The organism is Citrobacter sp. CtB7.12 (assembly GCF_001297795.1).
In the GTDB taxonomy this organism is placed as follows: domain Bacteria; phylum Pseudomonadota; class Gammaproteobacteria; order Enterobacterales; family Enterobacteriaceae; genus Citrobacter_A; species Citrobacter_A amalonaticus.
Genome location: NZ_LIFT01000005.1, coordinates 86,941 through 111,936, shown reverse-complemented (window position 1 = coordinate 111,936; position 24,996 = coordinate 86,941). Strand labels below are relative to the sequence as shown.

Genomic DNA, 24,996 nt, shown 5'->3' with positions numbered 1-24,996 from the left:
TTGGCAGGTGATTAATTTTATGACGGTCAGAACCTCAGTTCGAAACATCAGAGAATGAAAAACAGGCAGGATAATACCCTGGAAGGTAGTGTTTTATTCGGCTCATTGTCCCGTTATTTTATGCTGACAAGTGTGCTTTTTTTTGTTTATCTATGGTGAAAAGCAGAATATTATCTGTTCTTAATAGACTGAAAAATAGAGGTTTTACGCTGTATTTGCGGAAAATACTGCGCTAAACCATTAATCAGACTGGTAAAAATAGTGTAGTGCAAAAAAAGCACAGTCTGCTTTTTAACCATATAAATAGAAAATAAGTACATCACGAATGGGGATTCAGTAAATGAAACGGAATGCGAAAACGGTCATCGCAGGGGTGATTGCACTGGCGATGTCACAGGCGGCAATGGCAGAGGATATTAAAGTTGCTGTTGTCGGCGCGATGTCGGGTCCAGTGGCGCAGTGGGGCGACATGGAATTTAACGGCGCGCGTCAGGCCATCAAAGACATCAACGCCAAAGGCGGCATCAACGGCGACAAGCTGGTCGCTGTGGAATATGACGACGCCTGCGATCCAAAACAGGCCGTGGCGGTGGCGAACAAAATCGTCAACGACGGTATTCAGTATGTGATTGGTCACCTCTGCTCCTCTTCGACTCAGCCTGCGTCGGATATTTACGAAGATGAAGGCATTCTGATGATCTCGCCTGGTGCGACCAACCCGGAACTGACGCAGCGCGGCTACGCGCACATCATGCGTACCGCCGGACTGGACTCTTCTCAGGGACCGACCGCAGCAAAATACATTCTTGAGAGCGTAAAACCGCAGCGCATCGCCATCATTCACGACAAACAGCAGTACGGTGAAGGCCTGGCGCGCTCTGTTCAGGATGCGCTGAAAGCGGCAAACGCCAATATCGTCTTCTTTGATGGCATCACCGCAGGCGAGAAAGATTTCTCCGCGCTGCTTGCGCGCCTGAAAAAAGAGAACATCGACTTTGTGTACTACGGCGGCTACTACCCGGAAATGGGGCAGATGCTGCGCCAGGCGCGCTCCGTCGGGCTGAAAACCACGTTCATGGGGCCGGAAGGCGTGGGCAATGCATCGCTGTCGAATATCGCCGGTGAAGCAGCTGAAGGCATGCTGGTCACCATGCCAAAACGCTATGACCAGGATCCGGCCAACAAAGCGATTGTTGATGCGCTGAAAGCCGATAAAAAAGATCCGACCGGTCCGTATGTGTGGATCACCTACGCTGCTGTGCAGTCACTGGCAACGGCAATGGACCGTTCTGGCAGCAAAGCGCCGCTGGATCTGGTGAAAGATTTAAAAGCAAACGGTGCTGATACCGTCATTGGGCCGCTGAAATGGGATGAAAAAGGCGATCTAAAGGGATTTGAATTTGGTGTCTTCCAGTGGCACGCCGATGGGTCATCCACGGCAGCCAAATAATTATCCCACCGCCCGTTCACGCGGGCGGAAATAGAAAGGTTTTTTTATGTCCGAGCAGTTCCTGTACTTTTTGCAGCAGATGTTTAACGGCGTCACGCTGGGAAGCACCTATGCGCTGATCGCCATCGGTTACACCATGGTGTACGGCATTATCGGCATGATCAACTTCGCCCACGGCGAGGTATACATGATCAGTAGCTATGTCTCTTTTATGATTATCGCGGCACTCATGATGATGGGGATCGATACCAGTTGGTTGCTGGTGGCGGCCGGATTCATTGGGGCGATTATCATTGCCAGCGCCTACGGCTGGAGCATTGAGCGGGTGGCGTATCGGCCCGTCCGGAGTTCCAAACGTCTGATTGCGCTGATCTCCGCGATTGGGATGTCTATATTCCTGCAAAACTACGTCAGCCTGACGGAAGGTTCACGTGACGTGGCGCTGCCCAGCCTGTTTAACGGGCAATGGGTCGTGGGGGCCAGCGAAAACTTCTCCGCCTCGATCACCACCATGCAGCTGGTCATCTGGATTGTGACCTTCCTGGCGATGCTGGCACTGACCATTTTTATCCGTTACTCCCGCATGGGACGTGCCTGCCGTGCTTGTGCGGAAGACCTGAAAATGGCCAGCCTGCTCGGGATTAACACGGACCGCGTGATTGCGTTGACCTTTGTGATTGGCGCAGCGATGGCGGCAGTGGCCGGCGTGCTGCTCGGGCAATTCTACGGGGTGATCAACCCCTATATCGGCTTTATGGCCGGGATGAAAGCCTTTACCGCAGCGGTGCTTGGCGGGATCGGCAGCATTCCAGGCGCGATGATCGGCGGCTTGATTCTGGGCGTCGCGGAAGCGCTTTCTTCTGCTTATCTGAGTACGGAATACAAAGACGTGGTGTCGTTCGCCCTGCTGATTCTGGTACTGCTGGTGATGCCGACCGGGATTCTGGGCCGTCCGGAGGTAGAGAAAGTATGAAACCGATGCATTTTGCGATGGCGCTGCTCTCTGCCGCGATGTTCTTCGTGCTAGCGGGCGTCTTTATGGGCGTTCAACTGGAACTGGATGGCACCAAACTGGTGGTGGACACCGCTGCCGACATCCGCTGGCAGTGGGTGTTTATCGGCACTGCCGTGGTCTTTTTCTTCCAGATGCTGCGTCCGGTATTCCAGAAGAGCCTGAAAAGCGTCTCCGGGCCGAAGTTTATTTTGCCAGCGATTGATGGCTCAACCGTAAAGCAGAAGCTGTTCCTGATTGCGCTGCTGGTGATTGCCGTGGCGTGGCCGTTTATGGTCTCGCGCGGCACGGTGGATATCGCCACGCTGACCATGATTTATATCATTCTCGGCCTGGGGCTGAACGTTGTCGTCGGGCTTTCCGGCCTGTTGGTATTAGGCTACGGCGGCTTCTACGCAATTGGCGCGTACACTTTTGCGCTGCTGAACCACTATTACGGTCTCGGCTTCTGGACCTGCCTGCCGCTGGCGGGACTGGTCGCAGCGGCGGCGGGTTTCCTGCTGGGCTTCCCGGTGCTGCGTCTGCGTGGCGACTACCTGGCAATCGTCACCCTGGGATTTGGTGAGATCGTCCGTATTCTGCTGCTCAACAATACTGAAATCACCGGCGGTCCGAACGGCATCAGCCAGATCCCGAAACCGACGCTGTTCGGTCTCGAGTTCAGCCGCAGCGCACGTGAAGGCGGCTGGGATACCTTCAGCAACTTCTTCAATGTGAAATACGATCCGTCCGATCGCGTGATTTTCCTCTATCTGGTCGCGCTGCTGCTGGTGGTGCTGAGCCTGTTTGTGATTAACCGTCTGCTGCGCATGCCGCTGGGACGAGCGTGGGAAGCGCTGCGTGAAGATGAGATCGCCTGTCGCTCTCTGGGTCTGAGCCCCACGCGCATCAAGCTGACCGCCTTTACCATCAGCGCCGCGTTTGCCGGTTTCGCCGGTACGCTGTTTGCGGCGCGTCAGGGGTTTGTCAGCCCTGAATCGTTCACCTTTGCCGAATCGGCGTTTGTGCTGGCGATTGTGGTGCTCGGCGGGATGGGGTCCCAGTTTGCGGTGATCCTCGCGGCCATTCTGTTGGTGGTGTCGCGTGAACTGATGCGTGATTTCAACGAATACAGCATGTTAATGCTGGGTGGTTTGATGGTACTGATGATGATCTGGCGTCCGCAGGGCTTGCTGCCGATGACCCGTCCACAGTTGAAACTGAAAAACGGGGAAGCGAAAGGAGAGCAGGCATGAGTCAGCCATTATTATCGGTTAACGGTCTGATGATGCGCTTCGGCGGTCTGCTGGCCGTGAACAACGTTGAACTGGAGCTGCATCCGCAAGAAATTGTGTCGCTGATTGGGCCGAACGGCGCCGGTAAAACCACGGTGTTTAACTGCCTGACCGGTTTTTATAAGCCGACGGGTGGCACCATTAAGCTTCGCGATCAGCACCTTGAAGGGCTGCCGGGGCAACAAATTGCCCGGATGGGCGTGGTGCGAACCTTCCAGCACGTGCGTCTGTTTCGCGAAATGACGGTGATTGAAAACCTGCTGGTGGCACAGCATCAGCAACTGAAAACAGGCGTGTTTTCCGGTCTACTGAAAACCCCGGCGTTTCGTCGGGCGCAGAGCGAAGCGCTGGATCGCGCGGCCACCTGGCTTGAGCGTATCGGGCTGCTGGAGCATGCGAACCGTCAGGCCAGTAACCTGGCTTATGGCGACCAGCGCCGTCTGGAGATCGCCCGCTGTATGGTGACGCAGCCAGAAATTTTGATGTTGGATGAACCGGCTGCGGGTCTTAACCCGAAAGAGACCAAAGAGCTGGACGAGCTGATTGCCGAACTGCGCAACCATCACAACACCACCATTCTGCTGATTGAGCACGATATGAAGCTGGTAATGGGGATTTCCGACCGTATTTACGTGGTGAACCAGGGCACGCCGCTGGCGAACGGGACGCCGGAACAGATTCGAAATAACCCGGACGTGATCCGTGCATACCTTGGTGAGGCATAAGATGGAAAAAGTCATGTTGTCCTTTGACAAAGTCAGTGCCCACTACGGCAAAATTCAGGCGCTGCACGAGGTGAGCCTGCACATCAATCAGGGAGAAATAGTGACCTTGATTGGTGCCAACGGCGCGGGAAAAACCACGCTGCTTGGCACGCTGTGCGGCGATCCGCGTGCGACCAGCGGTCGGATTGTGTTTGATGACAAAGACATTACCGACTGGCAAACGGCGAAAATCATGCGTGAAGCGGTGGCGATCGTTCCGGAAGGGCGTCGCGTGTTTTCCCGCATGACGGTGGAAGAGAATCTGGCGATGGGCGGTTTTTTTGCCGAGCGCGATCAGTTTCAGGCACGCATCAAGTGGGTATACGAATTGTTCCCGCGTCTGCATGAGCGTCGTATTCAGCGTGCGGGCACCATGTCCGGCGGTGAACAGCAGATGCTGGCGATTGGTCGTGCGCTGATGAGTGAACCGCGCCTGCTGCTGCTTGATGAGCCATCTCTGGGGCTGGCACCGATTATCATCCAGCAGATCTTCGACACTATCGAACAACTGCGCGAGCAGGGAATGACCATCTTCCTCGTTGAGCAGAACGCTAATCAGGCGTTGAAGCTGGCCGATCGTGGCTACGTGCTGGAGAACGGCCATGTCGTTCTCGAGGACACCGGCGACGCATTGCTGGCAAACGAAGCGGTACGCAGCGCGTATTTAGGCGGTTAAACGGTTTGTGATGCCTGATGGCGGCGCATGGCGTCTTATCCGGCCTACACGACATTCGATATTTACACCTGATGCAGGCCGGGTAAGGCGAAGCCGCCACCCGGCTTTTTTGTTTTCTTGCCACTGAAACGTCATTCACCTGAAGCCTGGCTGTCACCGCTTCGTCATCTGACGGTTATCTTTCTGTCATTCGCGCATGTCATGTTACCTCGCGAGCATAAAACGCGTGATTTCGCGCATCCGGCACAATAAGAGAGATGATGACAATGACATCGTTACGACACACAGCTTTGGGTCTGGCGGTTGGTCTGGCTTTTGCGACAAACGCAATGGCCGTTACCACCATTCCATTCTGGCATTCCATGGAAGGGGAGTTGGGTAAAGAAGTTGACTCCCTGGCGCAACGTTTCAACGACACCCACCCGGATTACAAGATTGTGCCGGTGTACAAAGGTAACTACGAGCAGAGCCTGAGCGCCGGTATCGCCGCGTTCCGTACCGGAAATGCACCGGCGCTGCTGCAGGTTTATGAAGTGGGTACCGCCACCATGATGGCCTCCAAAGCCATCAAACCGGTCTATGAAGTGTTTAAAGAAGCGGGCATCAACTTCGACGAGTCGCAATTCGTGCCGACCGTAGCGGGTTACTACACCGATTCCAAAACCGGCCACCTGCTGTCCCAGCCGTTTAACAGCTCCACGCCGGTGCTGTACTACAACAAAGACGCCTTCAAAAAAGCGGGCTTAGACCCGGAGCAGCCGCCAAAAACCTGGCAGGACCTGGCGGAGTACACCGCGAAGCTGAAAGCGGTGGGGATGAAGTGCGGCTACGCCAGCGGCTGGCAGGGCTGGATCCAGATTGAAAACTTCAGCGCCTGGCACGGCCTGCCGGTGGCGACCAAAAACAACGGCTTCGACGGCACCGATGCGGTACTGGAGTTCAACAAGCCGGAGCAGGTGAAGCATATCGCGCTGCTTGCCGATCTGAACAAGAAGGGCGACTTCAGCTACTTCGGACGTAAAGACGAATCCACCGAGAAGTTTTACAACGGCGATTGCGCTATTACCACCGCCTCGTCCGGTTCGCTTGCGGATATCCGTCATTACGCCAAATTCAACTATGGCGTAGGCATGATGCCTTACGATGCGGACGCCAAAGGCGCACCGCAGAACGCCATCATCGGCGGCGCGAGCCTGTGGGTAATGCAGGGCAAAGACAGCGACACCTACAAAGGCGTGGCCGAGTTCCTCGACTTCCTGGCAAAACCGGAAAATGCGGCCGAATGGCATCAGAAAACCGGTTATCTGCCGATCACCAAAGCGGCTTATGACCTGACTCGTGAGCAGGGCTTCTATGACAAGAATCCCGGGGCAGACATTGCGACCCGTCAGATGCTGAACAAACCGCCGTTGCCGTTCACCAAAGGGCTGCGATTGGGCAATATGCCGCAGATTCGCACCATCGTTGATGAAGAACTGGAAAGCGTGTGGACCGGCAAAAAAACGCCACAGCAGGCGCTGGACTCTGCGGTAGAACGTGGTAATCAGTTGCTGCGCCGCTTTGAGCAGTCGACCAAATCGTAATCTGTGACTTGCCCGGTGGCGCGTAGCGATCCGGGCCTAAAACGAACTACATGCAGGCCGGGTAAGGCGGCAGCCGTCACCCGGCACAGTTCAGGAATCAAATCTCAATGTCATCATCCCGTCCGGTGTTTCGCTCGCGTTGGCTGCCTTATTTGCTGGTTGCGCCACAGTTGGCGATCACCGTTATTTTCTTTATCTGGCCTGCGGGCGAAGCGCTGTGGTACTCGCTACTAAGCGTCGATCCGTTTGGGCTTTCCAGTCAGTTCGTGGGACTGGATAATTTCGTCACGCTGTTTCATGACCGCTACTATCTCGACGCTTTCTGGACGACGATCAAATTCAGCGCGCTGGTGACCTTCAGCGGCCTGCTGGTATCGTTGTTCTTCGCAGCGCTGGTGGATTACGTCGTGCGCGGCAGTCATCTGTATCAGACGCTGATGCTACTGCCCTATGCCGTGGCGCCTGCGGTAGCCGCCGTGCTGTGGATTTTCCTGTTTAACCCAGGACGTGGGCTAATTACCCACTTCCTTGAGCAGTTTGGTTATGACTGGAACCATGCACAGAACAGCGGGCAGGCGATGTTCCTGGTGGTTTTTGCTTCCGTCTGGAAGCAGATTAGTTACAACTTCCTTTTCTTCTTTGCCGCGTTGCAATCGATCCCACGTTCGCTGGTTGAAGCCGCCGCGATCGATGGCGCAGGGCCTGTTCGTCGCTTTTTCAGGCTGGCGTTACCGCTGATCGCGCCGGTGAGTTTCTTCCTGCTGGTGGTCAATCTGGTCTACGCCTTCTTCGATACGTTCCCGGTGATCGATGCCGCGACCGCAGGCGGCCCGGTTCAGGCTACTACGACGCTGATTTATAAGATCTATCGTGAAGGGTTTGCCGGTCTGGATCTCTCTGCGTCCGCCGCGCAGTCGGTGGTACTGATGTTCCTCGTCATCATTCTGACGGTGGTGCAGTTCCGCTATGTGGAAAGTAAGGTGCGTTACCAATGATTGAGAACCGTCGCGGGCTGACAATATTCAGCCACACCATGCTGATTCTGGGGATTGCCGTAATTTTGTTCCCGCTGTACGTCGCGTTTGTCGCGGCGACGCTGGACAACAACGCGGTGTTTGAAACGCCGATGACGCTTATCCCTGGTACGCATCTGTTGGAAAACATGAAAAACATCTGGGCCAACGGCGTTGGTGTGAATAGCGCGCCGTTCTGGCTGATGATGCTCAACAGCTTCATCATGGCGTTTGGCATTACGGTGGGGAAAATCGCGGTCTCGATGCTTTCTGCCTTTGCTATCGTCTGGTTTCGTTTTCCGCTGCGTAACCTGTTCTTCTGGATGATTTTTATCACCCTGATGCTGCCGGTCGAAGTGCGTATTTTCCCGACGGTGGAAGTGATTGCCAATTTGAATATGCTCGACAGTTACGCAGGATTGACGCTACCGCTGATGGCATCGGCGACCGCCACTTTTCTGTTCCGCCAGTTCTTTATGACCCTGCCGGATGAGCTGATCGAAGCGGCGCGCATTGATGGCGCTTCGCCGATGAGATTTTTCCGCGACATCGTGCTGCCGTTGTCGAAAACCAATCTGGCGGCGCTGTTCGTCATCACCTTTATCTACGGCTGGAACCAGTATCTGTGGCCGTTGCTGATTATTACCGACGTCAATCTGGGGACTGCCGTGGCGGGGATCAAAGGCATGATTGCCACCGGCGAAGGCACCACTTTGTGGAATCAGGTGATGGCGGCAATGCTGCTCACCCTTATCCCACCCGTAGTCATTGTTTTAGCCATGCAGCGCGCGTTTGTCCGCGGCCTGGTCGATAGTGAGAAATAAGATGGCAGGTTTAAAATTACAGGCAGTAACCAAAAGCTGGGATGGCAAAACCCAGGTGATTCAACCGCTAACGCTGGACGTGGCGGACGGTGAGTTCATTGTGATGGTCGGCCCGTCCGGCTGCGGGAAATCAACGCTTCTGCGGATGGTTGCCGGGCTGGAACACGTCACCAGCGGCGATATCTGGATTGACCGTCAGCGCGTGACTGAAATGGAGCCGAAAGACAGGGGCATCGCGATGGTCTTCCAGAACTATGCGCTCTACCCGCACATGAGCGTGGAAGAGAACATGGCGTGGGGGCTGAAAATCCGTGGGATGGGCAAGGGACACATCGAACAGCGGGTGAAAGAAGCGGCGCGTATTCTCGAACTGGATGGTCTGCTCAAACGTCGTCCGCGCGAACTCTCCGGCGGTCAGCGCCAGCGTGTGGCGATGGGGCGTGCCATTGTGCGCGACCCTGCGGTTTTCCTGTTTGATGAGCCGCTGTCGAACCTCGATGCCAAACTGCGCGTACAGATGCGTCTGGAGCTTCAGCACCTGCACCGTCGTCTGAAAACTACCTCGCTATACGTGACCCACGATCAGGTCGAAGCCATGACGCTCGCCCAGCGCGTGATGGTGATGAACAAAGGTATTGCCGAGCAGATTGGCACGCCGGTAGAGGTCTATGAAAAACCGGCCAGCCGCTTTGTGGCGAGCTTTATCGGCAGCCCGGCGATGAACCTGCTGGAAGGACGTATCAGCCATGCGGGTACGCACTTCGAACTGGAAAGCGGCATGGCGCTGCCCATCAATTGGTACTATCGTGGCTACGCCGGGCGAAAAATGACGCTGGGTATCCGCCCGGAACATATTACGCTAAGCTCCCAGGCGGAGGGCGGTGTGCCGCTGGTGATGGACACGCTGGAGATGTTGGGCGCCGATAATCTGGCGCACGGTCGCTGGGGCGATCAGAAACTGGTGGTGCGTCTGGCCCATCAGGAACGCCCAAAGGCAGGCAGCACGCTGTGGCTGCATCTGCCGGAAAATCATTTGCACCTTTTTGATGGTGAAACAGGACAACGTGTATGAGTAACTGGCCGTATCCCCGCATCGTCGCCCATCGCGGCGGCGGTAAACTGGCGCCGGAAAATACGCTGGCGGCGATCGACGTCGGCGCGCATTACGGGCACACTATGATCGAGTTCGACGCGAAGCTGTCGAAGGACGGGGAAATTTTCCTGCTGCACGACGATAACCTTGAGCGCACCAGCAACGGCTGGGGCGTGGCGGGAGAGCTCAACTGGCAGGATTTGCTGCGGGTGGATGCCGGTGGCTGGTACAGCGGCGAGTTTAAAGGCGAACCGCTGCCGTTGCTCTCGCAGGTGGCCGCGCGTTGTCGCCAGCATGGCCTGATGGCCAATATCGAAATTAAACCGACTACCGGAACCGGACCGCTGACGGGGAAAGTGATTGCTCTCGCCGCGCGTGAGCTGTGGCAGGGGATGACTGCGCCGCTGCTGTCGTCATTTGAAATTGATGCGCTGGAAGCGGCGCAGGCCGCCGTACCAGAGCTGCCGCGAGGGTTGTTACTTGACGAGTGGCGTGATGACTGGCGCGAACTGACCACTCGCCTGGCGTGCGTGTCGATTCACCTGAATCACAAGCTACTGGATGAAGCGCGGGTCAGACAGCTTAAAGCGGCGGGATTACATATTCTGGTCTACACCGTCAACAAACCCCAGCGTGCGGCTGAACTGCTACGCTGGGGCGTGGACTGCATCTGTACGGATGCGATTGACGTGATTGGCCCGGACTTTACTGCTGCGGATTAAGCATATCGCCATTCTGCCGCGGCGGTAGCATGTGCTGCTGGCCGCTCTCCAGACGCGTACCGCCGCTCAACATGCCGCCGTTGGTATTGGGCAACGGCTGCTCGCGTACCTGACCCTGCTGGATCCGCTGCTGATTGTTGTTCATCTGTGTTTGCAGATTTTGCTGCTGAAGCTGCGTCTGCGTTTTTAACTGCTGATTCAGCATTCCTTTCTGCTGGATCTGCTGCGTCTGCATCTGCGTCTGCATCCGTTGCTGGCTGGGGATCTGATAGCCCGGCTGGTTCGGATTGTTCAGCGTGTTAATCGGCTGTGCGAGACAGGCAAACGGCAGTAGCGCTGTCAAAATTACGTATCGTTTCATCATCATTCCTCCACTGAGGTCTCTCTTAAGTTTACCCCTTTCCCGGCGAAACGAGGATCATTTCAGAGTTATGCACCAGGCTTAGTGGGGGGCTGACCCCACATCTTTGGAGAATAACGATGACGAAACCGACGTTTTTACGCCGGGTAGCCCTTGCTGCTCTGCTCTCAGGAAGCTGTTTCAGTGTGCTCGCCGCCCCCCCTCCACCCCCTCCGGTGTCGTATGGGGTGGAAGAGGATGTGTTCCATCCCGTTCGCGCCAGGCAGGGAATGGTGGCCTCGGTAGATGCCATGGCCACGAAGGTTGGGGTGGATATTCTCAAACAGGGCGGGAACGCCGTGGATGCTGCGGTCGCCGTAGGGTATGCGCTGGCGGTAACGCATCCGCAGGCCGGGAATCTGGGCGGCGGCGGTTTTATGTTGCTGCGTACTAAAGACGGCAAGACCACGGCGATCGATTTTCGCGAAATGGCGCCCGCTAACGCCACGCGCGATATGTTCCTTGACGACCAGGGTAATCCGGACAGTAAAAAATCGCTGACCTCCCATCTGGCGTCCGGCACGCCGGGCACCGTGGCCGGGTTCTCTCTGGCGCTGGAAAAATATGGCACCCTGCCGCTCAACAAGGTGGTGCGTCCGGCGATCAAACTGGCGGAAGAGGGTTTTGTAGTTAACGATGCGCTGGCGGACGATCTAAAAACCTACGGCAGTGAAGTCATTCCGAATCACGAAAACAGCAAAGCCATTTTCTGGAAGGACGGTGAGCCGCTGAAAAAGGGCGACAAACTGGTACAAAAAAACTTGGCGAAAAGCCTGGAGTTGATTGCGGAAAAGGGGCCGGATGCCTTTTATAAAGGGGAGATTGCCGACCAGATTGCGCAGGAGATGCAGAAAAATGGCGGGCTGATGACCAAAGAGGATTTGGCGGGCTATAAAGCGGTAGAGCGCACGCCAATTAGCGGTGACTATCGCGGATATCAGGTCTTCTCGATGCCACCGCCGTCCTCCGGCGGGATCCACATCGTGCAAATCCTGAATATCCTTGAAAACTTCGACATGAAGCAATACGGCTTCGGCAGTGCGGACGCCATGCAGGTGATGGCGGAAGCGGAGAAACAGGCCTACGCCGATCGTTCGGAATACCTGGGCGACCCGGATTTTGTGAAGGTGCCGTGGCAGGCGCTGACCAACAAAGATTACGCCAAATCGATTGCCGAACGGATCGATATCAACAAGGCGAAACCCTCCAGCGAAATTCGTCCTGGCAAACTGGCGCCCTACGAGAGTAACCAGACCACTCACTTCTCGGTGGTGGATAAAGACGGTAACGCCGTGGCGGTCACTTATACCCTCAACACCACCTTCGGGACCGGCATTGTGGCGGGGAATACCGGCATTCTGCTGAATAACGAGATGGATGACTTCTCAGCTAAGCCGGGCGTGCCAAATGTCTATGGTCTGGTGGGAGGCGATGCCAACGCCGTTGGGCCGAAGAAACGTCCGCTGTCGTCAATGTCGCCCACCATCGTGGTGAAAGACGGTAAAACCTGGCTGGTTACGGGCAGTCCGGGTGGGAGCCGGATTATCACGACTGTGCTGCAAATGGTGGTCAACAGCATCGATTTCGGGATGAATGTGGCGGAAGCGACCAACGCGCCGCGTTTCCATCATCAGTGGCTGCCGGATGAGCTGCGTGTGGAGAAAGGCTTTAGTCCGGATACCCTCAAACTACTTGAGCAAAAAGGGCAGAAGGTTGCGCTGAAAGAAGCGATGGGTAGCACACAGAGCATTATGGTAGGTCCGGACGGCGCGCTGTATGGCGCATCAGACCCACGCACTGTGGACGATTTAACGGCGGGGTATTGATTTTGTTGCCGGGTGGCGGCTTCGCCTTACCCGGCCTACGTTTGTGCAGCTGTAGGCCCGGTAAGCGTAGCGCCACCGGGCAATTTGTCACTTCATCCGCGCCATAAAATAGGCATCGACGTACTCGCCGTTACGCAGGCCGTACTTCTTGCCGGTGCCTTCAATTTCAAAACCATATTTTTTATACACGGCTATGGCGGGGGCGTTATCGACAAACACCGTTAATTCGATGCGTTCAACGCGCAGCCAGTTGTCGCACATGTCGATCATGGTCCGCATTAATGCGCTGGCGACACCGCGGTTTTGCCATTGCGCATCAACACAAATACCGAAATCGGCGACGTGACTCCTGCGTGGACGCTGAACGACGGCAATGCACAAATGTCCAACCACGCGATCGTCAATGCAGGCCACAAGTTGTTTGATGCCGGGCTGTTCGGCGAGTCGCGCCTGCCACATCTCACTGGATGGATGAGGAACCTGTAGCGTGTTGTGATACACCTCCGGCTGGGCATGGATCTGACGAATCGCGTCGTAATCTTTGGTTTCAGCGTGGCGTATCACTATCTCACTCATTCCCGATCTCCTTCAGGGTTCATTGAGTCTTTACAGTCGCTGAGATTAAAAATGTCGTCAACTGCATTTTTTTGAAGAAATCGCTGGACAACTGCGAATGAGAATGATTATTATTGCTCTGCGTTCAGGAAGACCCTTGCGGAGAACCTGAAAGCACGACATTGCTCACATTGCTTCCAGTATTATTTTAGCCAGCCGGGTGCTGGCTTTTTTTTGGTTTTTTTTCAGCCAGGCTGACTTGTTATTTTGTCCCGGGGAAGTGCCCGAGCTCCTCACGTACATTAAGTACGCTCCGGCTGCTGTGCGCAGGCCGTGAATAATCTGCCTGCGCCACTCACGCCCGAGGCGCGAGCAATCCGTTTCCAGGTGCGCCAGCGCGTCCTCAGGAGAGGTTCCGCATTTAGTCTCTCTGTGCTTTGCGCTATGGTGTATGCATCATTTTTTCCAAAAAGGACGCCACCATGACGTTACATTGCGCATTTATCGGGTTCGGCAAGAGTGCGACTCGCTACCATCTCCCGTATGTCCTTCACCGTAAAGATACCTGGCATGTGGCCCATATCTTTCGCCGTCGTGCGAAGCCGGAAGAGCAGGCGCCGATTTACTCACACATCCACTTCACCAGCGATCTCAATGAAATTTTCGATGATCCGCAGGTCAAGCTGGTTATCATCTGTACCCACGCCGACAGCCACTTTGACTACGCGAAACGGGCGCTGGAGGCCGGGAAGAACGTGCTGGTTGAGAAACCCTTCACCCCGACAATGATTGAAGCGAAGGTGCTGTTTGAACTGGCGCAGAGCAAAGGGTTGACGGTGACGCCGTATCAAAACCGTCGCTTTGACTCCTGTTTCCTGACCGCCAAAAAGGCGATTGAAAGCGGTAAGCTGGGTAAGATTGTGGAACTGGAAAGCCACTTTGATTACTACCGCCCGGTCGCGGAGACCCAACCAGGTTTACCGCAGGATGGCGCGTTTTATGGCCTGGGCGTACACACGATGGATCAGGTTATCTCGCTGTTCGGTCGTCCGGACCACGTGGCGTACGATATCCGCAGCCTGCGCAATAAGGCCAATCCGGACGACACCTTTGAAGCGCAACTGTTTTACGGCGATTTAAAGGCCATCGTCAAAACCAGCCATCTGGTGAAAATCGACTATCCGAAGTTTATCGTGCATGGCACCAAGGGGTCGTTTATCAAATACGGTATTGACCAGCAGGAAACCAGCCTGAAGGCCAACATCATGCCGGGTGAGCCAGGCTTTGCGGCAGACGATTCCGTTGGCGTGCTGGAGTACGTTAACGACGAAGGGGTGACGGTGAAAGAAGAGATCAAACCGGAAACGGGCGACTACGGGCGTGTCTATGATGTGCTGTATGACACTCTCACCACAGGCGCGCCAAATTACGTCAAGGAATCTGACGTTCTGACCAACCTTGAACTCCTCGAACGGGCATTCGAACAGGCTTCACCGGCCACGATTACCCTTGCCCGATAAGCCAGACTGACTCCTCTGTACTTGTTCATAATTTTTGAACAGAGGAGTCAATTTTCACCCTCTATGATTGATGATGGATTCGGTCCACACTTACTCCATCGAAAACATCTGGGGGTGAACACAATGATCTACTTACGCAAAGCAAACGACCGTGGCCACGCGAATCATGGCTGGCTGGATTCCTGGCATACCTTCTCTTTTGCTGACTACTACGATCCCAACTTTATGGGCTTCTCGGCACTGCGCGTGATTAACGACGACGTGATTGACGCCGGTCAGGGTTTCGGTACCCACCCGCATAAAGACATGGAAATTCTGACCTACGTGCTGGAAGGCGCAGTAGAACACCAGGACAGCATGGGCAATAAAGAGCAGGTGCCGGCAGGTGAATTCCAGATTATGAGCGCGGGGACCGGGATCCGGCACTCTGAGTACAACCCGAGCAAAACGGATCGTCTGCGTCTGTATCAGATCTGGATCATTCCGGAAAAAACCGGCATCACGCCGCGTTACGAGCAGCGCCGCTTCGACGCCGCACAGGGTAAACAACTGGTGTTGTCACCGGACGCTCGCGACGGCTCGTTGAAAGTGTACCAGGATATGGAACTGTATCGCTGGGCGCTGGTGAAAGGTGAGCAGTCAGTACACCAGATTGCTGCTGAACGTCGCGTCTGGATCCAGGTGGTAAAAGGCGAGGTGAGCATTAACGGCACGAAAGCCACCACCAGCGACGGTCTGGCGATTTGGGATGAGCAGGCGCTGTCAATTCATGCTGACAGCGATAGTGAAATCCTGCTGTTTGATCTGCCGCCTGTATAAATAATTACGCAACCTTCCCTTTAAACGGGGAAGGTTGTGCTTTGTCCGTGATAAACTGAGCAAATCTCTCACTTACGATTTCTCAGGACGATGAAGAAGAAAAGACCCGTACTTCAGGATGTAGCTGACCGTGTTGGTGTGACCAAAATGACGGTCAGCCGTTTTTTGCGTAATCCGGAGCAAGTCTCCGTTGCATTGCGGGGCAAGATCGCTGCTGCACTTGATGAACTGGGTTATATTCCCAATCGCGCACCTGATATCCTCTCCAACGCCACTAGTCGGGCCATTGGCGTACTGCTGCCGTCGTTAACCAACCAGGTTTTTGCCGAAGTTTTACGCGGTATTGAGACCGTGACGGATGCGCATGGTTATCAAACCATGCTGGCGCACTACGGTTATAAGCCGGAGATGGAACAGGAGCGTCTGGAGTCGATGCTCTCCTGGAACATCGATGGTCTGATCCTGACTGAACGTACCCACACGCCGCGCACGTTGAAAATGATCGAAGTGGCGGGGATTCCGGTGGTTGAACTGATGGACAGTCAGTCGCCCTGCCTCGATATCGCCGTCGGTTTTGACAACTTTGAAGCCGCGCGTCAAATGACCGCCGCGATTATTGCACGCGGGCATCGTCATATCGCCTATCTGGGGGCACGTCTTGACGAACGTACTATCATCAAACAGAAGGGTTACGAACAGGCAATGCTGGATGCCGGTCTGTTGCCCTACAGTGTGATGGTGGAGCAGTCTTCTTCTTACTCTTCGGGGATTGAGCTTATCCGTCAGGCGCGTCGTGAATACCCGCAACTGGACGGTATTTTCTGCACTAACGATGACCTGGCGGTGGGCGCGGCCTTTGAATGCCAGCGTTTAGGGTTGAGGATCCCGGATGACATGGCGATCGCTGGTTTTCACGGCCATGATATCGGTCAGGTGATGGAACCGCGTCTGGCCAGCGTGCTGACGCCGCGTGAGCGTATGGGCAGCATTGGCGCAGAGCGTCTGCTGGCGCGTATTCGTGGGGAGAGCGTCACGCCAAAAATGTTAGATTTAGGTTTCACCTTGTCACCGGGTGGATCTATTTAACCCGACAAATTTGAAGTAGCTCACACTTATTCACTTCTCGCACGTTTGGATATTGCTTCTGTTTTAGTCAGGTTGGACAATGTTACCGATAACAGTTACCCGTAACAATTCCTGATCCTTGTACTGTGGGGGCACCACTTTGAGCACGACTAATCATGATCACCACATTTACGTTCTGATGGGCGTATCGGGCAGCGGTAAATCCGCTGTCGCCAGCGAAGTGGCGCATCAACTGCATGCCGCGTTTCTTGATGGCGATTTTCTCCATCCGCGTCGCAACATTGAGAAAATGGCCTCCGGTGAGCCGCTCAACGATGACGACCGTAAGCCGTGGTTGCAGGCGCTGAATGACGCCGCGTTTGCGATGCAGCGTACCAATAAGGTTTCGCTGATCGTCTGTTCCGCACTGAAAAAACATTACCGTGATCTGCTGCGTGACGGTAACCCGAACCTTTCTTTCATCTACCTGAAAGGCGATTTCGACGTGATCGAAAGCCGTCTGAAGGCGCGTAAAGGCCATTTCTTCAAAACCCAGATGCTGGTGACGCAGTTTGAAACCCTGCAAGAACCGGGTGCAGACGAAAGCGACGTACTGGTGGTGGATATCGATCAGCCACTGGAAGGTGTTGTTGCCAGCACCATCGAGGTCATTAATAAAAGGCAGTAAGTTTTGAGTACATTAACGCTTGTTTTAACAGCAGTAGGCTCCGTTCTGCTGCTGTTGTTTTTAGTGATGAAGGCGCGTATGCACGCCTTCGTTGCTTTGATGGTGGTGTCTATTGGTGCAGGTCTCTTTTCCGGTATGCCGCTCGATAAAATCGCGGCGACAATGGAAAAAGGGATGGGAGGTACGCTGGGCTTCCTGGCGATTGTGGTCGCTCTGGGGGCTATGTTTGGCAAGATTTTGCATGAAACGGGCGCAGTCGATCAGATTGCGGTCAAAATGCTGAAATCCTTCGGCCACAGTCGCGCGCATTATGCGATTGGGCTGGCGGGACTGATTTGCGCGCTGCCGCTGTTCTTTGAAGTGGCCATTGTTCTGCTGATAAGCGTCGCGTTCTCGATGGCGCGTCATACCGGTACAAACCTGGTGAAGCTGGTGATCCCGCTGTTTGCGGGCGTGGCGGCGGCCGCCGCATTTCTGCTGCCGGGACCTGCGCCGATGCTGCTCGCTTCTCAGATGCACGCCGACTTTGGCTGGATGATTCTGATTGGTCTGTGTGCCGCCATTCCAGGGATGATTATCGCAGGGCCGCTGTGGGGCAACTTTATCAGCCGCTACGTTGAGCTGAATATTCCAGACGATATTACCGAACCGCATCTGGGCGAGGGCAAAATGCCGTCCTTTGGCTTCAGTCTGTCGCTGATCCTGTTGCCGCTGGTGCTGGTGGGACTGAAAACCATCGCCGCACGTTTTGTGCCGGTCGGTTCTACGGCTTACCAGTGGTTTGAATTTGTCGGTCACCCGTTCACCGCGATTCTGGTGGCTTGTCTGGTGGCGATTTACGGCCTGGCGATGCGTCAGGGGATGCCGAAAGATAAGGTCATGGAGATTTGCGGTCACGCGCTGCAACCGGCGGGTATCATCCTGTTGGTGATTGGTGCTGGCGGTGTCTTCAAGCAGGTGCTGGTGGATTCTGGCGTGGGGCCGGCGCTGGGTGAAGCGCTGACCGGGATGGGCTTGCCGATTGCCATTACCTGCTTCGTGCTGGCGGCAGCGGTGCGTATCATTCAGGGCTCCGCGACCGTAGCCTGCTTAACGGCTGTGGGACTGGTGATGCCAGTAATTGAACAACTGAATTTCTCCGGGGCGCAGATGGCGGCACTGTCTATCTGTATCGCGGGGGGGTCGATCGTCGTCAGCCACGTGAACGATGCCGGTTTCTGGCTGTTCGGGAAATTCACCGGTGCGACAGAAGCACAAACGCTGAAGACCTGGACAATGATGGAAACCATCCTCGGCACCGTGGGTGCGATGGTGGGTATGGTGGCGTTTTCACTGCTCAGTTGAAAAAAGGTAGGCCGGGCAATCGCCCGGCCCTATTGTTTTATCCCTTCATCCACATCCGGATGCCGTCCAGGAACATCTGGGTCGCCATCATCACCAGAATCAATCCCATCAGGCGTTCCAGCGCATTTACCCCTTTCTCACCCAGCAGACGCAGAAACAGCGACGACTGCAGTAGAATCACAAACGTACCGCCCCAGGCCAGCAGCAAGGCAATCACCAGATGCCCCATTTGATTAGGATACTGATGCGATAACAACATCAACGTGGCCAGAATCGTTGGGCCGGCAACTAACGGGATCGCCAGCGGGACAATAAAGGGCTCTTCGCCTGCCGGAAGGCCTGCGCTGTTTCCGGTGGCACTGGGGAAGATCATCTTGATGGCAATCAGGAACAGAATAATGCCCCCGGATATTGAAACCGTTTCGGCTCGCAAATTCAGGAATGCGAGAATTTTCTCGCCCGCGAAAAGGAAAATCAGCATCAGTAACAGCGCAATGAACAGCTCGCGCACCATGATTGCCCGACGCCGCTTCGGTTCGGTATGTTTCAGTACGGACATGAAAATGGGCAAATTACCGAGCGGATCCATAATCAGGATCAATAAAACGGCTGCAGAAATGATTTCATTCATAACTCAAATTCCCTGATAATTGCCTCGGACTTTCTGCTCGCTTAAGCAGCGGGATAAGTCGCATTTCTGATGGCATCGCTATCATTGATTAAATTCACTTGCGACTTTGGCTGCTTTTTGTATGGTGAAGGATGAGCCAGTAGGACACTGGTCAGCATACACAGCACACATCTTTGCAGGAAAAAACGCTATGAAAAATGTTGGTTTTATCGGCTGGCGCGGTATGGTCGGCTCTGTTCTCATGCAACGCATGGTTGAAGAGCGCGACTTCGACGCCATTCGCCCTGTTTTCTTTTCAACTTCCCAGCTTGGGCAGGCCGCGCCGACGTTCGGCGGTACCTCGACCGGCACACTTCAGGACGCTTTCGATCTGGACGCGCTGAAAGCGCTCGATATCATTGTGACCTGTCAGGGCGGCGATTATACCAACGAAATCTATCCAAAGCTTCGTGAAAGCGGATGGCAGGGTTACTGGATTGACGCGGCCTCTTCGCTGCGCATGAAAGATGACGCTATCATTATCCTTGACCCGGTTAACCAGGATGTCATCACCCGGGGCCTGAACAACGGGATTAAAACCTTCGTCGGCGGTAACTGTACCGTTAGCCTGATGCTGATGTCGCTCGGCGGTCTGTTTGCCCATGACCTGGTGGACTGGGTGTCGGTCGCGACCTACCAGGCGGCCTCCGGCGGCGGCGCGCGTCATATGCGCGAATTGCTCAACCAGATGGGCCAGTTGCATAACTACGTCGCTGATGAACTGGCAACGCCTTCCTCCGCTATTCTCGATATCGAACGCAAAGTTACCCAACTGACTCGTAGCGGCGAACTGCCGGTAGATAACTTTGGCGTCCCGCTGGCAGGTAGCCTGATTCCGTGGATCGACAAACAGCTTGATAACGGCCAGAGTCGCGAAGAGTGGAAAGGCCAGGCGGAAACTAACAAAATCCTTGATACCTCATCCGTCATTCCGGTCGATGGCCTGTGCGTGCGCGTTGGCGCGCTGCGTTGCCACAGCCAGGCGTTCACTATCAAACTGAAAAAAGACGTTTCCATTCCGACCGTGGAAGAACTGCTGGCGGCTCACAATCCGTGGGCGAAAGTGGTGCCAAACGATCGGGATATCACCATGCGTGAGTTAACCCCAGCGGCCGTTACCGGCACGTTGACCACGCCAGTTGGCCGTCTGCGTAAGCTGAACATGGGACCGGAGTTCCTGTCAGCCTTTACGGTAGGCGACCAGTTGCTCTGGGGGGCTGCAGAGCCGTTGCGACGTATGTTGCGCCATCTGGCGTAATCGCGTTGGTTTACAAGGGGTGCTGAGTCACCCCTTTTTATGCGTAAAAAAGGAGTAAACGCAAATGTATAGTCTTTATGCAGGAGTTAATGAAAGTGTTGGCTATTCTTTAAGGGTGTCCTGATCTCAGTATCAGGGCTTTACCTGAAGGTAGGACGGGGCAGAGAGGATGCACAATTGTGCTGCACCGTTCAGGTCAAAAAAAGTGTCGCTGACTGATGCCGAAAATCAGTTGGAGGAGTGACACCAAAAAACAGGATGAAAACCATGTCCGATCGTATCGATAGAGACGTGATTAATGCGCTAATCGCAGGCCATTTTGCGGATCCTTTTTCCGTACTCGGTATGCACCAGACCTCAGCCGGACTCGAAGTCCGCGCGCTTTTACCTGACGCCACTGAAGTGTGGGTGATCGAACCTAAAACCGGGCGCAAAGTCGGCAAACTGGACTGCCTCGACTCACGCGGTTTTTTCAGCGGTGTATTACCTCGCCGTAAAAATCCTTTTCGCTACCAGCTCGCTGTTGTCTGGCACGGCCAGCAAAATCTGATTGATGATCCCTACCGTTTTGGTCCTCTTATTCAGGATATGGATGCCTGGCTGCTGTCGGAAGGCACCCATTTGCGTCCGTATGAAACGCTGGGGGCGCACGCGGACACCATGGATGGCGTCACGGGGACGCGTTTCTCCGTCTGGGCGCCGAACGCGCGCCGCGTTTCCGTAGTCGGACAATTTAACTTCTGGGATGGTCGCCGTCACCCGATGCGTCTGCGCAAAGAAAGCGGCATCTGGGAACTGTTTATCCCCGGCGCACAGCATGGTCAGCTCTACAAATATGAGATGATCGACGCCAACGGTAATCTGCGGGTGAAAGCCGACCCTTACGCCTTTGAAGCACAGATGCGTCCGGAAACGGCCTCGCTCATTTGCGGTCTGCCCGAAAAAGTGGAACAGACCGAGGCGCGCAAAAAAGCGAACCAGTTTGACGCGCCAATCTCCATTTATGAAGTCCATCTGGGTTCATGGCGTCGCCATACCGACAACAACTTCTGGCTGAGCTATCGCGAGCTGGCTGACCAGCTCATCCCGTACGTGAAATGGATGGGCTTTACCCATCTCGAACTGCTGCCGGTGAATGAGCATCCGTTTGACGGCAGTTGGGGTTATCAGCCAACGGGACTTTATGCGCCAACGCGTCGTTTTGGCACGCGCGATGATTTCCGTTATTTCGTGAACGCCGCGCATCAGGCGGGCTTGAACGTCATCCTTGACTGGGTGCCGGGCCACTTTCCGTCGGATGATTTTGCTCTCGCGGAGTTCGATGGCACCAAACTGTACGAGCATAGCGACCCGCGCGAAGGGTATCACCAGGACTGGAACACGCTGATCTACAACTACGGTCGTCGTGAAGTCAGTAACTATCTGGTAGGCAACGCCCTGTACTGGATTGAACGCTTTGGTATTGACGCCCTGCGCGTGGATGCCGTGGCGTCGATGATTTATCGCGATTACAGTCGCAAAGAGGGCGAGTGGATCCCGAATGAATTCGGCGGCCGCGAAAACCTGGAAGCGATTGAGTTTTTACGCAATACCAACCGCATTCTCGGTGAGCAGGTGCCGGGGGCGGTGAGCATGGCGGAAGAGTCGACGGATTTCGCGGGCGTCTCCCGACCGCAGGATATGGGCGGTCTGGGTTTCTGGTACAAGTGGAACCTTGGCTGGATGCACGACACCCTTGATTACATGAAGCTGGATCCGGTTTATCGTCAATATCATCACGATAAGCTGACCTTCGGCATGCTCTACAACTATACCGAAAACTTCGTTCTGCCGTTGTCGCATGACGAAGTGGTCCACGGTAAGAAATCGATTCTCGACCGCATGCCGGGCGACGCGTGGCAGAAATTTGCCAACCTGCGCGCTTACTATGGCTGGATGTGGGCCTTCCCGGGTAAAAAACTGCTGTTTATGGGCAACGAATTCGCTCAGGGGCGCGAGTGGAACCATGACGCCAGCCTTGACTGGCATTTGCTGGAAGGCGGCGACAACTGGCACCACGGTGTGCAGCGTCTGGTGCGCGACCTCAACCTGACCTATCGTCACCACAAAGCGTTACATGAGCTCGACTTTGACCCTTACGGCTTCGAATGGCTGGTTGTCGATGATAAAGAACGTTCAGTACTGATTTTTGTCCGTCGCGATAAGGTCGGGAACGAAATTATCGTCGCCAGCAACTTCACGCCGGTGCCGCGTCACGATTACCGCTTTGGCGTCAATCAGCCGGGTAAATGGCGCGAAATTCTCAATACTGACTCGATGCACTACCACGGCAGCAATGCCGGGAACGGCGGGGCGGTCCATACCGATGAGATTTCCAGCCACGGACGCCCGCAATCCCTGAGTCTGACGCTGCCGCCGCTGTCGACAATCTGGCTGGTTCGGGAGGCGGAATGACGCAACTGGTTGCCGGTAACGCCACACCGCATGGCGCAACGTATGACGGACATGGCGTGAATTTCACGCTCTTTTCCGCCCATGCCGAGCGCGTTGAGCTGTGTGTGTTTGACGCGTCGGGCAATGAGCAGCGCTACGACCTGCCAGCGCGCACCGGAGATGTCTGGCACGGCTATCTGGCCGACGCCCGTCCCGGTCTGCGTTATGGCTACCGCGTGCATGGGACGTGGCAGCCAGCGCAGGGTCACTGGTTTAATCCGGCTAAGCTGTTGATTGATCCTTGCGCGCGTCGCGTAGAGGGCGACCTGAAAGATGACCCGCTGATGCATGCGGGTTATGACCAGCCGGATCATCGCGATAACGTCGCCATTGCGCCGAAGTGCGTGGTGACCGTCGATCGCTATGACTGGGAAGACGATGCCCCGCCGCGCACGCCGTGGGGCAATACCGTCATCTATGAGGCACATGTCAAAGGTTTAACCTACCTGCATCCGCAAATCCCGGCAGAGATTCGCGGCACGTACCACGCGCTTGGTCATCCGGTGATGATCGATTATCTGAAGCATTTGGGGATTACCGCGCTGGAATTGTTGCCCGTGGCGCATTTCGCCAGTGAACCGCGTTTACAACGGCTGGGGTTGTCGAACTATTGGGGCTACAACCCCGTCGCGCTGTTTGCGCTGCATCCAGCCTATGCCTGCTCGCCAGAGACGGCACTGGATGAATTTCGCGATGCTGTTAAGGCGCTGCACAAAGCCGGCATTGAGGTCATTCTCGACATTGTACTCAACCACAGCGCTGAGCTGGATCGGGACGGGCCGCTCATCTCCCTGCGCGGAATCGACAACCGTAGCTATTATTGGATCAGAGAAGATGGCGATTATCACAACTGGACCGGTTGCGGTAACACGCTCAATCTCAGCCATCCTTGCGTGGTGGAGTATGCCCTTGAATGCCTGCGTTACTGGGTTGAAACCTGCCATGTCGATGGTTTTCGTTTTGATCTGGCATCGGTGATGGGGCGTACGCCGGCGTTTAGCCAGGATGCACCATTGTTTACCGCCATCAAACAGTGCCCGGTGCTGTCCGGCGTTAAGCTTATCGCTGAACCCTGGGATATCGGGGCCGGTGGGTATCAGGTGGGGAATTTCCCTGCGCCGTTCGCGGAGTGGAACGATCATTTTCGCGATGCGTCACGCCGCTTCTGGCTACAGCGCAATGTGTCGCTCGGCGAGTTTGCCGGGCGTTTTGCGGCCTCCAGCGACGTGTTTAAGCGCGATGGACGCAAACCTTCCGCTTCCGTCAATCTGGTCACCGCGCATGACGGTTTTACGCTCAGAGACTGCGTTTGTTTCAATCAGAAACACAATGAGGCAAACGGAGAGGAAAATCGGGACGGAACCGACAATAACCATAGCAATAATCATGGTAAAGAAGGATTAGGCGGCACTCTGGAGGTCGTCGAACGTCGCCGCGACAGCATTCATGCGTTGCTGACGACGCTTTTACTTTCTCAGGGAACGCCCATGTTGCTGGCCGGTGATGAACACGGACACAGTCAGCATGGCAACAACAACGCCTATTGCCAGGACAATGCGTTGACCTGGCTGGACTGGTCGCAGGCGAGCGGGGGATTAATCGATTTTACCGCCGCATTAATCAAACTGCGCCAGCAAATCCCGGCGCTGGTGGGAGACTACTGGTGGGAAGAGGGAGATGGCAACGTGCGCTGGCTTAATCGCTACGCGCAACCACTGAGTGCGGATGAATGGCAAAACGGGCCAATGCAGATGCAAATCCTGCTGTCGGATCGTTTTCTTATTGCCATCAATGCTGCGCTTGATACTGCTGAAATTGTTTTACCTGAAGGGGAATGGCGCGCTGTTCCCCCGTTTGCCGGAGAGGATAATCCGGTAATTACGGCTGTCTGGCCGGGACCTGCGCACGGACTGTGTGTGTTCCAGAGATGATCAAAAAGGAGTTAGT

22 protein-coding genes are annotated in these 24,996 nt (G+C 55.1%); 19 read left to right on the top strand and 3 right to left on the bottom strand.

What is annotated here, in order from left to right; genetic code table 11:
* The first annotated feature begins 340 nt into the window (after positions 1-340).
* The 10 genes from livK (at position 341) to ugpQ (ending at position 10,411) form a co-directional block, all read left to right on the top strand.
* Positions 341-1,450 carry a high-affinity branched-chain amino acid ABC transporter substrate-binding protein LivK gene (gene livK, locus AOY24_RS08660; protein WP_054176486.1) on the top strand — a complete coding sequence of 370 codons (1,110 nt, stop codon included), beginning with the start codon at positions 341-343 and terminating at the stop codon, positions 1,448-1,450.
* Positions 1,451-1,496: 46 nt separating this feature from the next.
* A complete protein-coding gene (gene livH, locus AOY24_RS08655; RefSeq protein ID WP_042323006.1) occupies positions 1,497-2,423 on the top strand; it encodes a high-affinity branched-chain amino acid ABC transporter permease LivH in 927 nt (308 codons plus the stop codon).
* Positions 2,420-3,697, top strand: a complete 1,278-nt coding sequence (gene livM, locus AOY24_RS08650) for a branched chain amino acid ABC transporter permease LivM (protein WP_042998473.1) — start codon at positions 2,420-2,422, stop codon at positions 3,695-3,697. Before livH ends, livM begins: the two co-directional genes overlap by 4 nt.
* Positions 3,694-4,461: a high-affinity branched-chain amino acid ABC transporter ATP-binding protein LivG gene (gene livG / locus AOY24_RS08645; protein ID WP_042998472.1), complete on the top strand. Its 768-nt coding sequence runs from the start codon at positions 3,694-3,696 to the stop codon at positions 4,459-4,461. Before livM ends, livG begins: the two co-directional genes overlap by 4 nt.
* Before the next feature lies 1 nt (position 4,462).
* Complete coding sequence (gene livF, locus AOY24_RS08640; protein ID WP_044253570.1) at positions 4,463-5,176, top strand: high-affinity branched-chain amino acid ABC transporter ATP-binding protein LivF; 714 nt, start codon at positions 4,463-4,465, stop codon at positions 5,174-5,176.
* A 266-nt stretch (positions 5,177-5,442) separates the two neighbouring features.
* Positions 5,443-6,759 carry a sn-glycerol-3-phosphate ABC transporter substrate-binding protein UgpB gene (gene ugpB / locus AOY24_RS08635; protein WP_044327556.1) on the top strand — a complete coding sequence of 439 codons (1,317 nt, stop codon included), beginning with the start codon at positions 5,443-5,445 and terminating at the stop codon, positions 6,757-6,759.
* 107 nt (positions 6,760-6,866) lie between these two features.
* Positions 6,867-7,754, top strand: coding sequence for a sn-glycerol-3-phosphate ABC transporter permease UgpA (gene ugpA, locus AOY24_RS08630; RefSeq protein WP_054176485.1), 888 nt, complete (start codon positions 6,867-6,869; stop codon positions 7,752-7,754).
* Complete coding sequence (gene ugpE / locus AOY24_RS08625; protein ID WP_054176484.1) at positions 7,751-8,596, top strand: sn-glycerol-3-phosphate ABC transporter permease UgpE; 846 nt, start codon at positions 7,751-7,753, stop codon at positions 8,594-8,596. The genes ugpA and ugpE overlap by 4 nt, the downstream gene beginning before the upstream one ends.
* A gap of 1 nt (position 8,597) precedes the next feature.
* Positions 8,598-9,668 carry a sn-glycerol-3-phosphate import ATP-binding protein UgpC gene (locus AOY24_RS08620; RefSeq protein ID WP_042998467.1) on the top strand — a complete coding sequence of 357 codons (1,071 nt, stop codon included), beginning with the start codon at positions 8,598-8,600 and terminating at the stop codon, positions 9,666-9,668.
* Entirely contained in the window at positions 9,665-10,411 is a 747-nt protein-coding gene (ugpQ, locus tag AOY24_RS08615) for a glycerophosphodiester phosphodiesterase (protein ID WP_044263865.1), read from the top strand. The genes AOY24_RS08620 and ugpQ overlap by 4 nt, the downstream gene beginning before the upstream one ends.
* On the opposite strand, the gene AOY24_RS08610 is transcribed toward ugpQ, so the two are convergent.
* Entirely contained in the window at positions 10,395-10,772 is a 378-nt protein-coding gene (locus AOY24_RS08610) for a DUF2756 family protein (RefSeq protein ID WP_042998465.1), read from the bottom strand. The two genes, ugpQ and AOY24_RS08610, sit on opposite strands and share 17 nt — an antisense overlap.
* A 119-nt stretch (positions 10,773-10,891) precedes the next feature.
* Here AOY24_RS08610 and ggt point away from each other — a divergent pair, with 119 nt between their 5' ends.
* Complete coding sequence (ggt, locus tag AOY24_RS08605; RefSeq protein WP_054176483.1) at positions 10,892-12,637, top strand: gamma-glutamyltransferase; 1,746 nt, start codon at positions 10,892-10,894, stop codon at positions 12,635-12,637.
* Positions 12,638-12,724: 87 nt separating this feature from the next.
* On the opposite strand, the gene yhhY is transcribed toward ggt, so the two are convergent.
* Complete coding sequence (gene yhhY, locus AOY24_RS08600; protein WP_042998463.1) at positions 12,725-13,213, bottom strand: N-acetyltransferase; 489 nt, start codon at positions 13,211-13,213, stop codon at positions 12,725-12,727.
* A 461-nt stretch (positions 13,214-13,674) separates the two neighbouring features.
* Here yhhY and AOY24_RS08595 point away from each other — a divergent pair, with 461 nt between their 5' ends.
* The 5 genes from AOY24_RS08595 (at position 13,675) to gntU (ending at position 18,628) form a co-directional block, all read left to right on the top strand.
* The gene (locus tag AOY24_RS08595; RefSeq protein WP_054176482.1) at positions 13,675-14,712 is read left to right on the top strand and encodes an oxidoreductase; all 1,038 of its coding nucleotides are present in this window, start codon (positions 13,675-13,677) and stop codon (positions 14,710-14,712) included.
* Positions 14,713-14,835: 123 nt separating this feature from the next.
* Positions 14,836-15,531, top strand: coding sequence for a pirin family protein (locus AOY24_RS08590; RefSeq protein ID WP_044253806.1), 696 nt, complete (start codon positions 14,836-14,838; stop codon positions 15,529-15,531).
* 90 nt (positions 15,532-15,621) lie between these two features.
* Positions 15,622-16,617 (top strand): gluconate operon transcriptional repressor GntR, encoded by a 996-nt coding sequence (gene gntR / locus AOY24_RS08585; RefSeq protein WP_042998462.1) that lies wholly within the window; start codon positions 15,622-15,624, stop codon positions 16,615-16,617.
* Positions 16,618-16,756: 139 nt separating this feature from the next.
* Positions 16,757-17,284 (top strand): gluconokinase, encoded by a 528-nt coding sequence (gene gntK / locus AOY24_RS08580; protein WP_042998461.1) that lies wholly within the window; start codon positions 16,757-16,759, stop codon positions 17,282-17,284.
* A gap of 3 nt (positions 17,285-17,287) precedes the next feature.
* Positions 17,288-18,628: a gluconate transporter gene (gene gntU / locus AOY24_RS08575; protein WP_044263856.1), complete on the top strand. Its 1,341-nt coding sequence runs from the start codon at positions 17,288-17,290 to the stop codon at positions 18,626-18,628.
* A gap of 37 nt (positions 18,629-18,665) precedes the next feature.
* Here the strand turns inward: gntU and yhgN are convergent, their stop codons facing one another.
* Entirely contained in the window at positions 18,666-19,259 is a 594-nt protein-coding gene (gene yhgN, locus AOY24_RS08570) for an NAAT family transporter YhgN (protein WP_042998459.1), read from the bottom strand.
* A gap of 190 nt (positions 19,260-19,449) precedes the next feature.
* Here yhgN and asd point away from each other — a divergent pair, with 190 nt between their 5' ends.
* The 3 genes from asd (at position 19,450) to glgX (ending at position 24,980) form a co-directional block, all read left to right on the top strand.
* Positions 19,450-20,556, top strand: coding sequence for an aspartate-semialdehyde dehydrogenase (gene asd, locus AOY24_RS08565; protein WP_042998458.1), 1,107 nt, complete (start codon positions 19,450-19,452; stop codon positions 20,554-20,556).
* A 267-nt stretch (positions 20,557-20,823) separates the two neighbouring features.
* Positions 20,824-23,010, top strand: coding sequence for a 1,4-alpha-glucan branching enzyme (gene glgB, locus AOY24_RS08560; protein ID WP_042998457.1), 2,187 nt, complete (start codon positions 20,824-20,826; stop codon positions 23,008-23,010).
* A complete protein-coding gene (gene glgX, locus AOY24_RS08555) occupies positions 23,007-24,980 on the top strand; it encodes a glycogen debranching protein GlgX (RefSeq protein ID WP_054176481.1) in 1,974 nt (657 codons plus the stop codon). Before glgB ends, glgX begins: the two co-directional genes overlap by 4 nt.
* Positions 24,981-24,996: the final 16 nt, after the last annotated feature.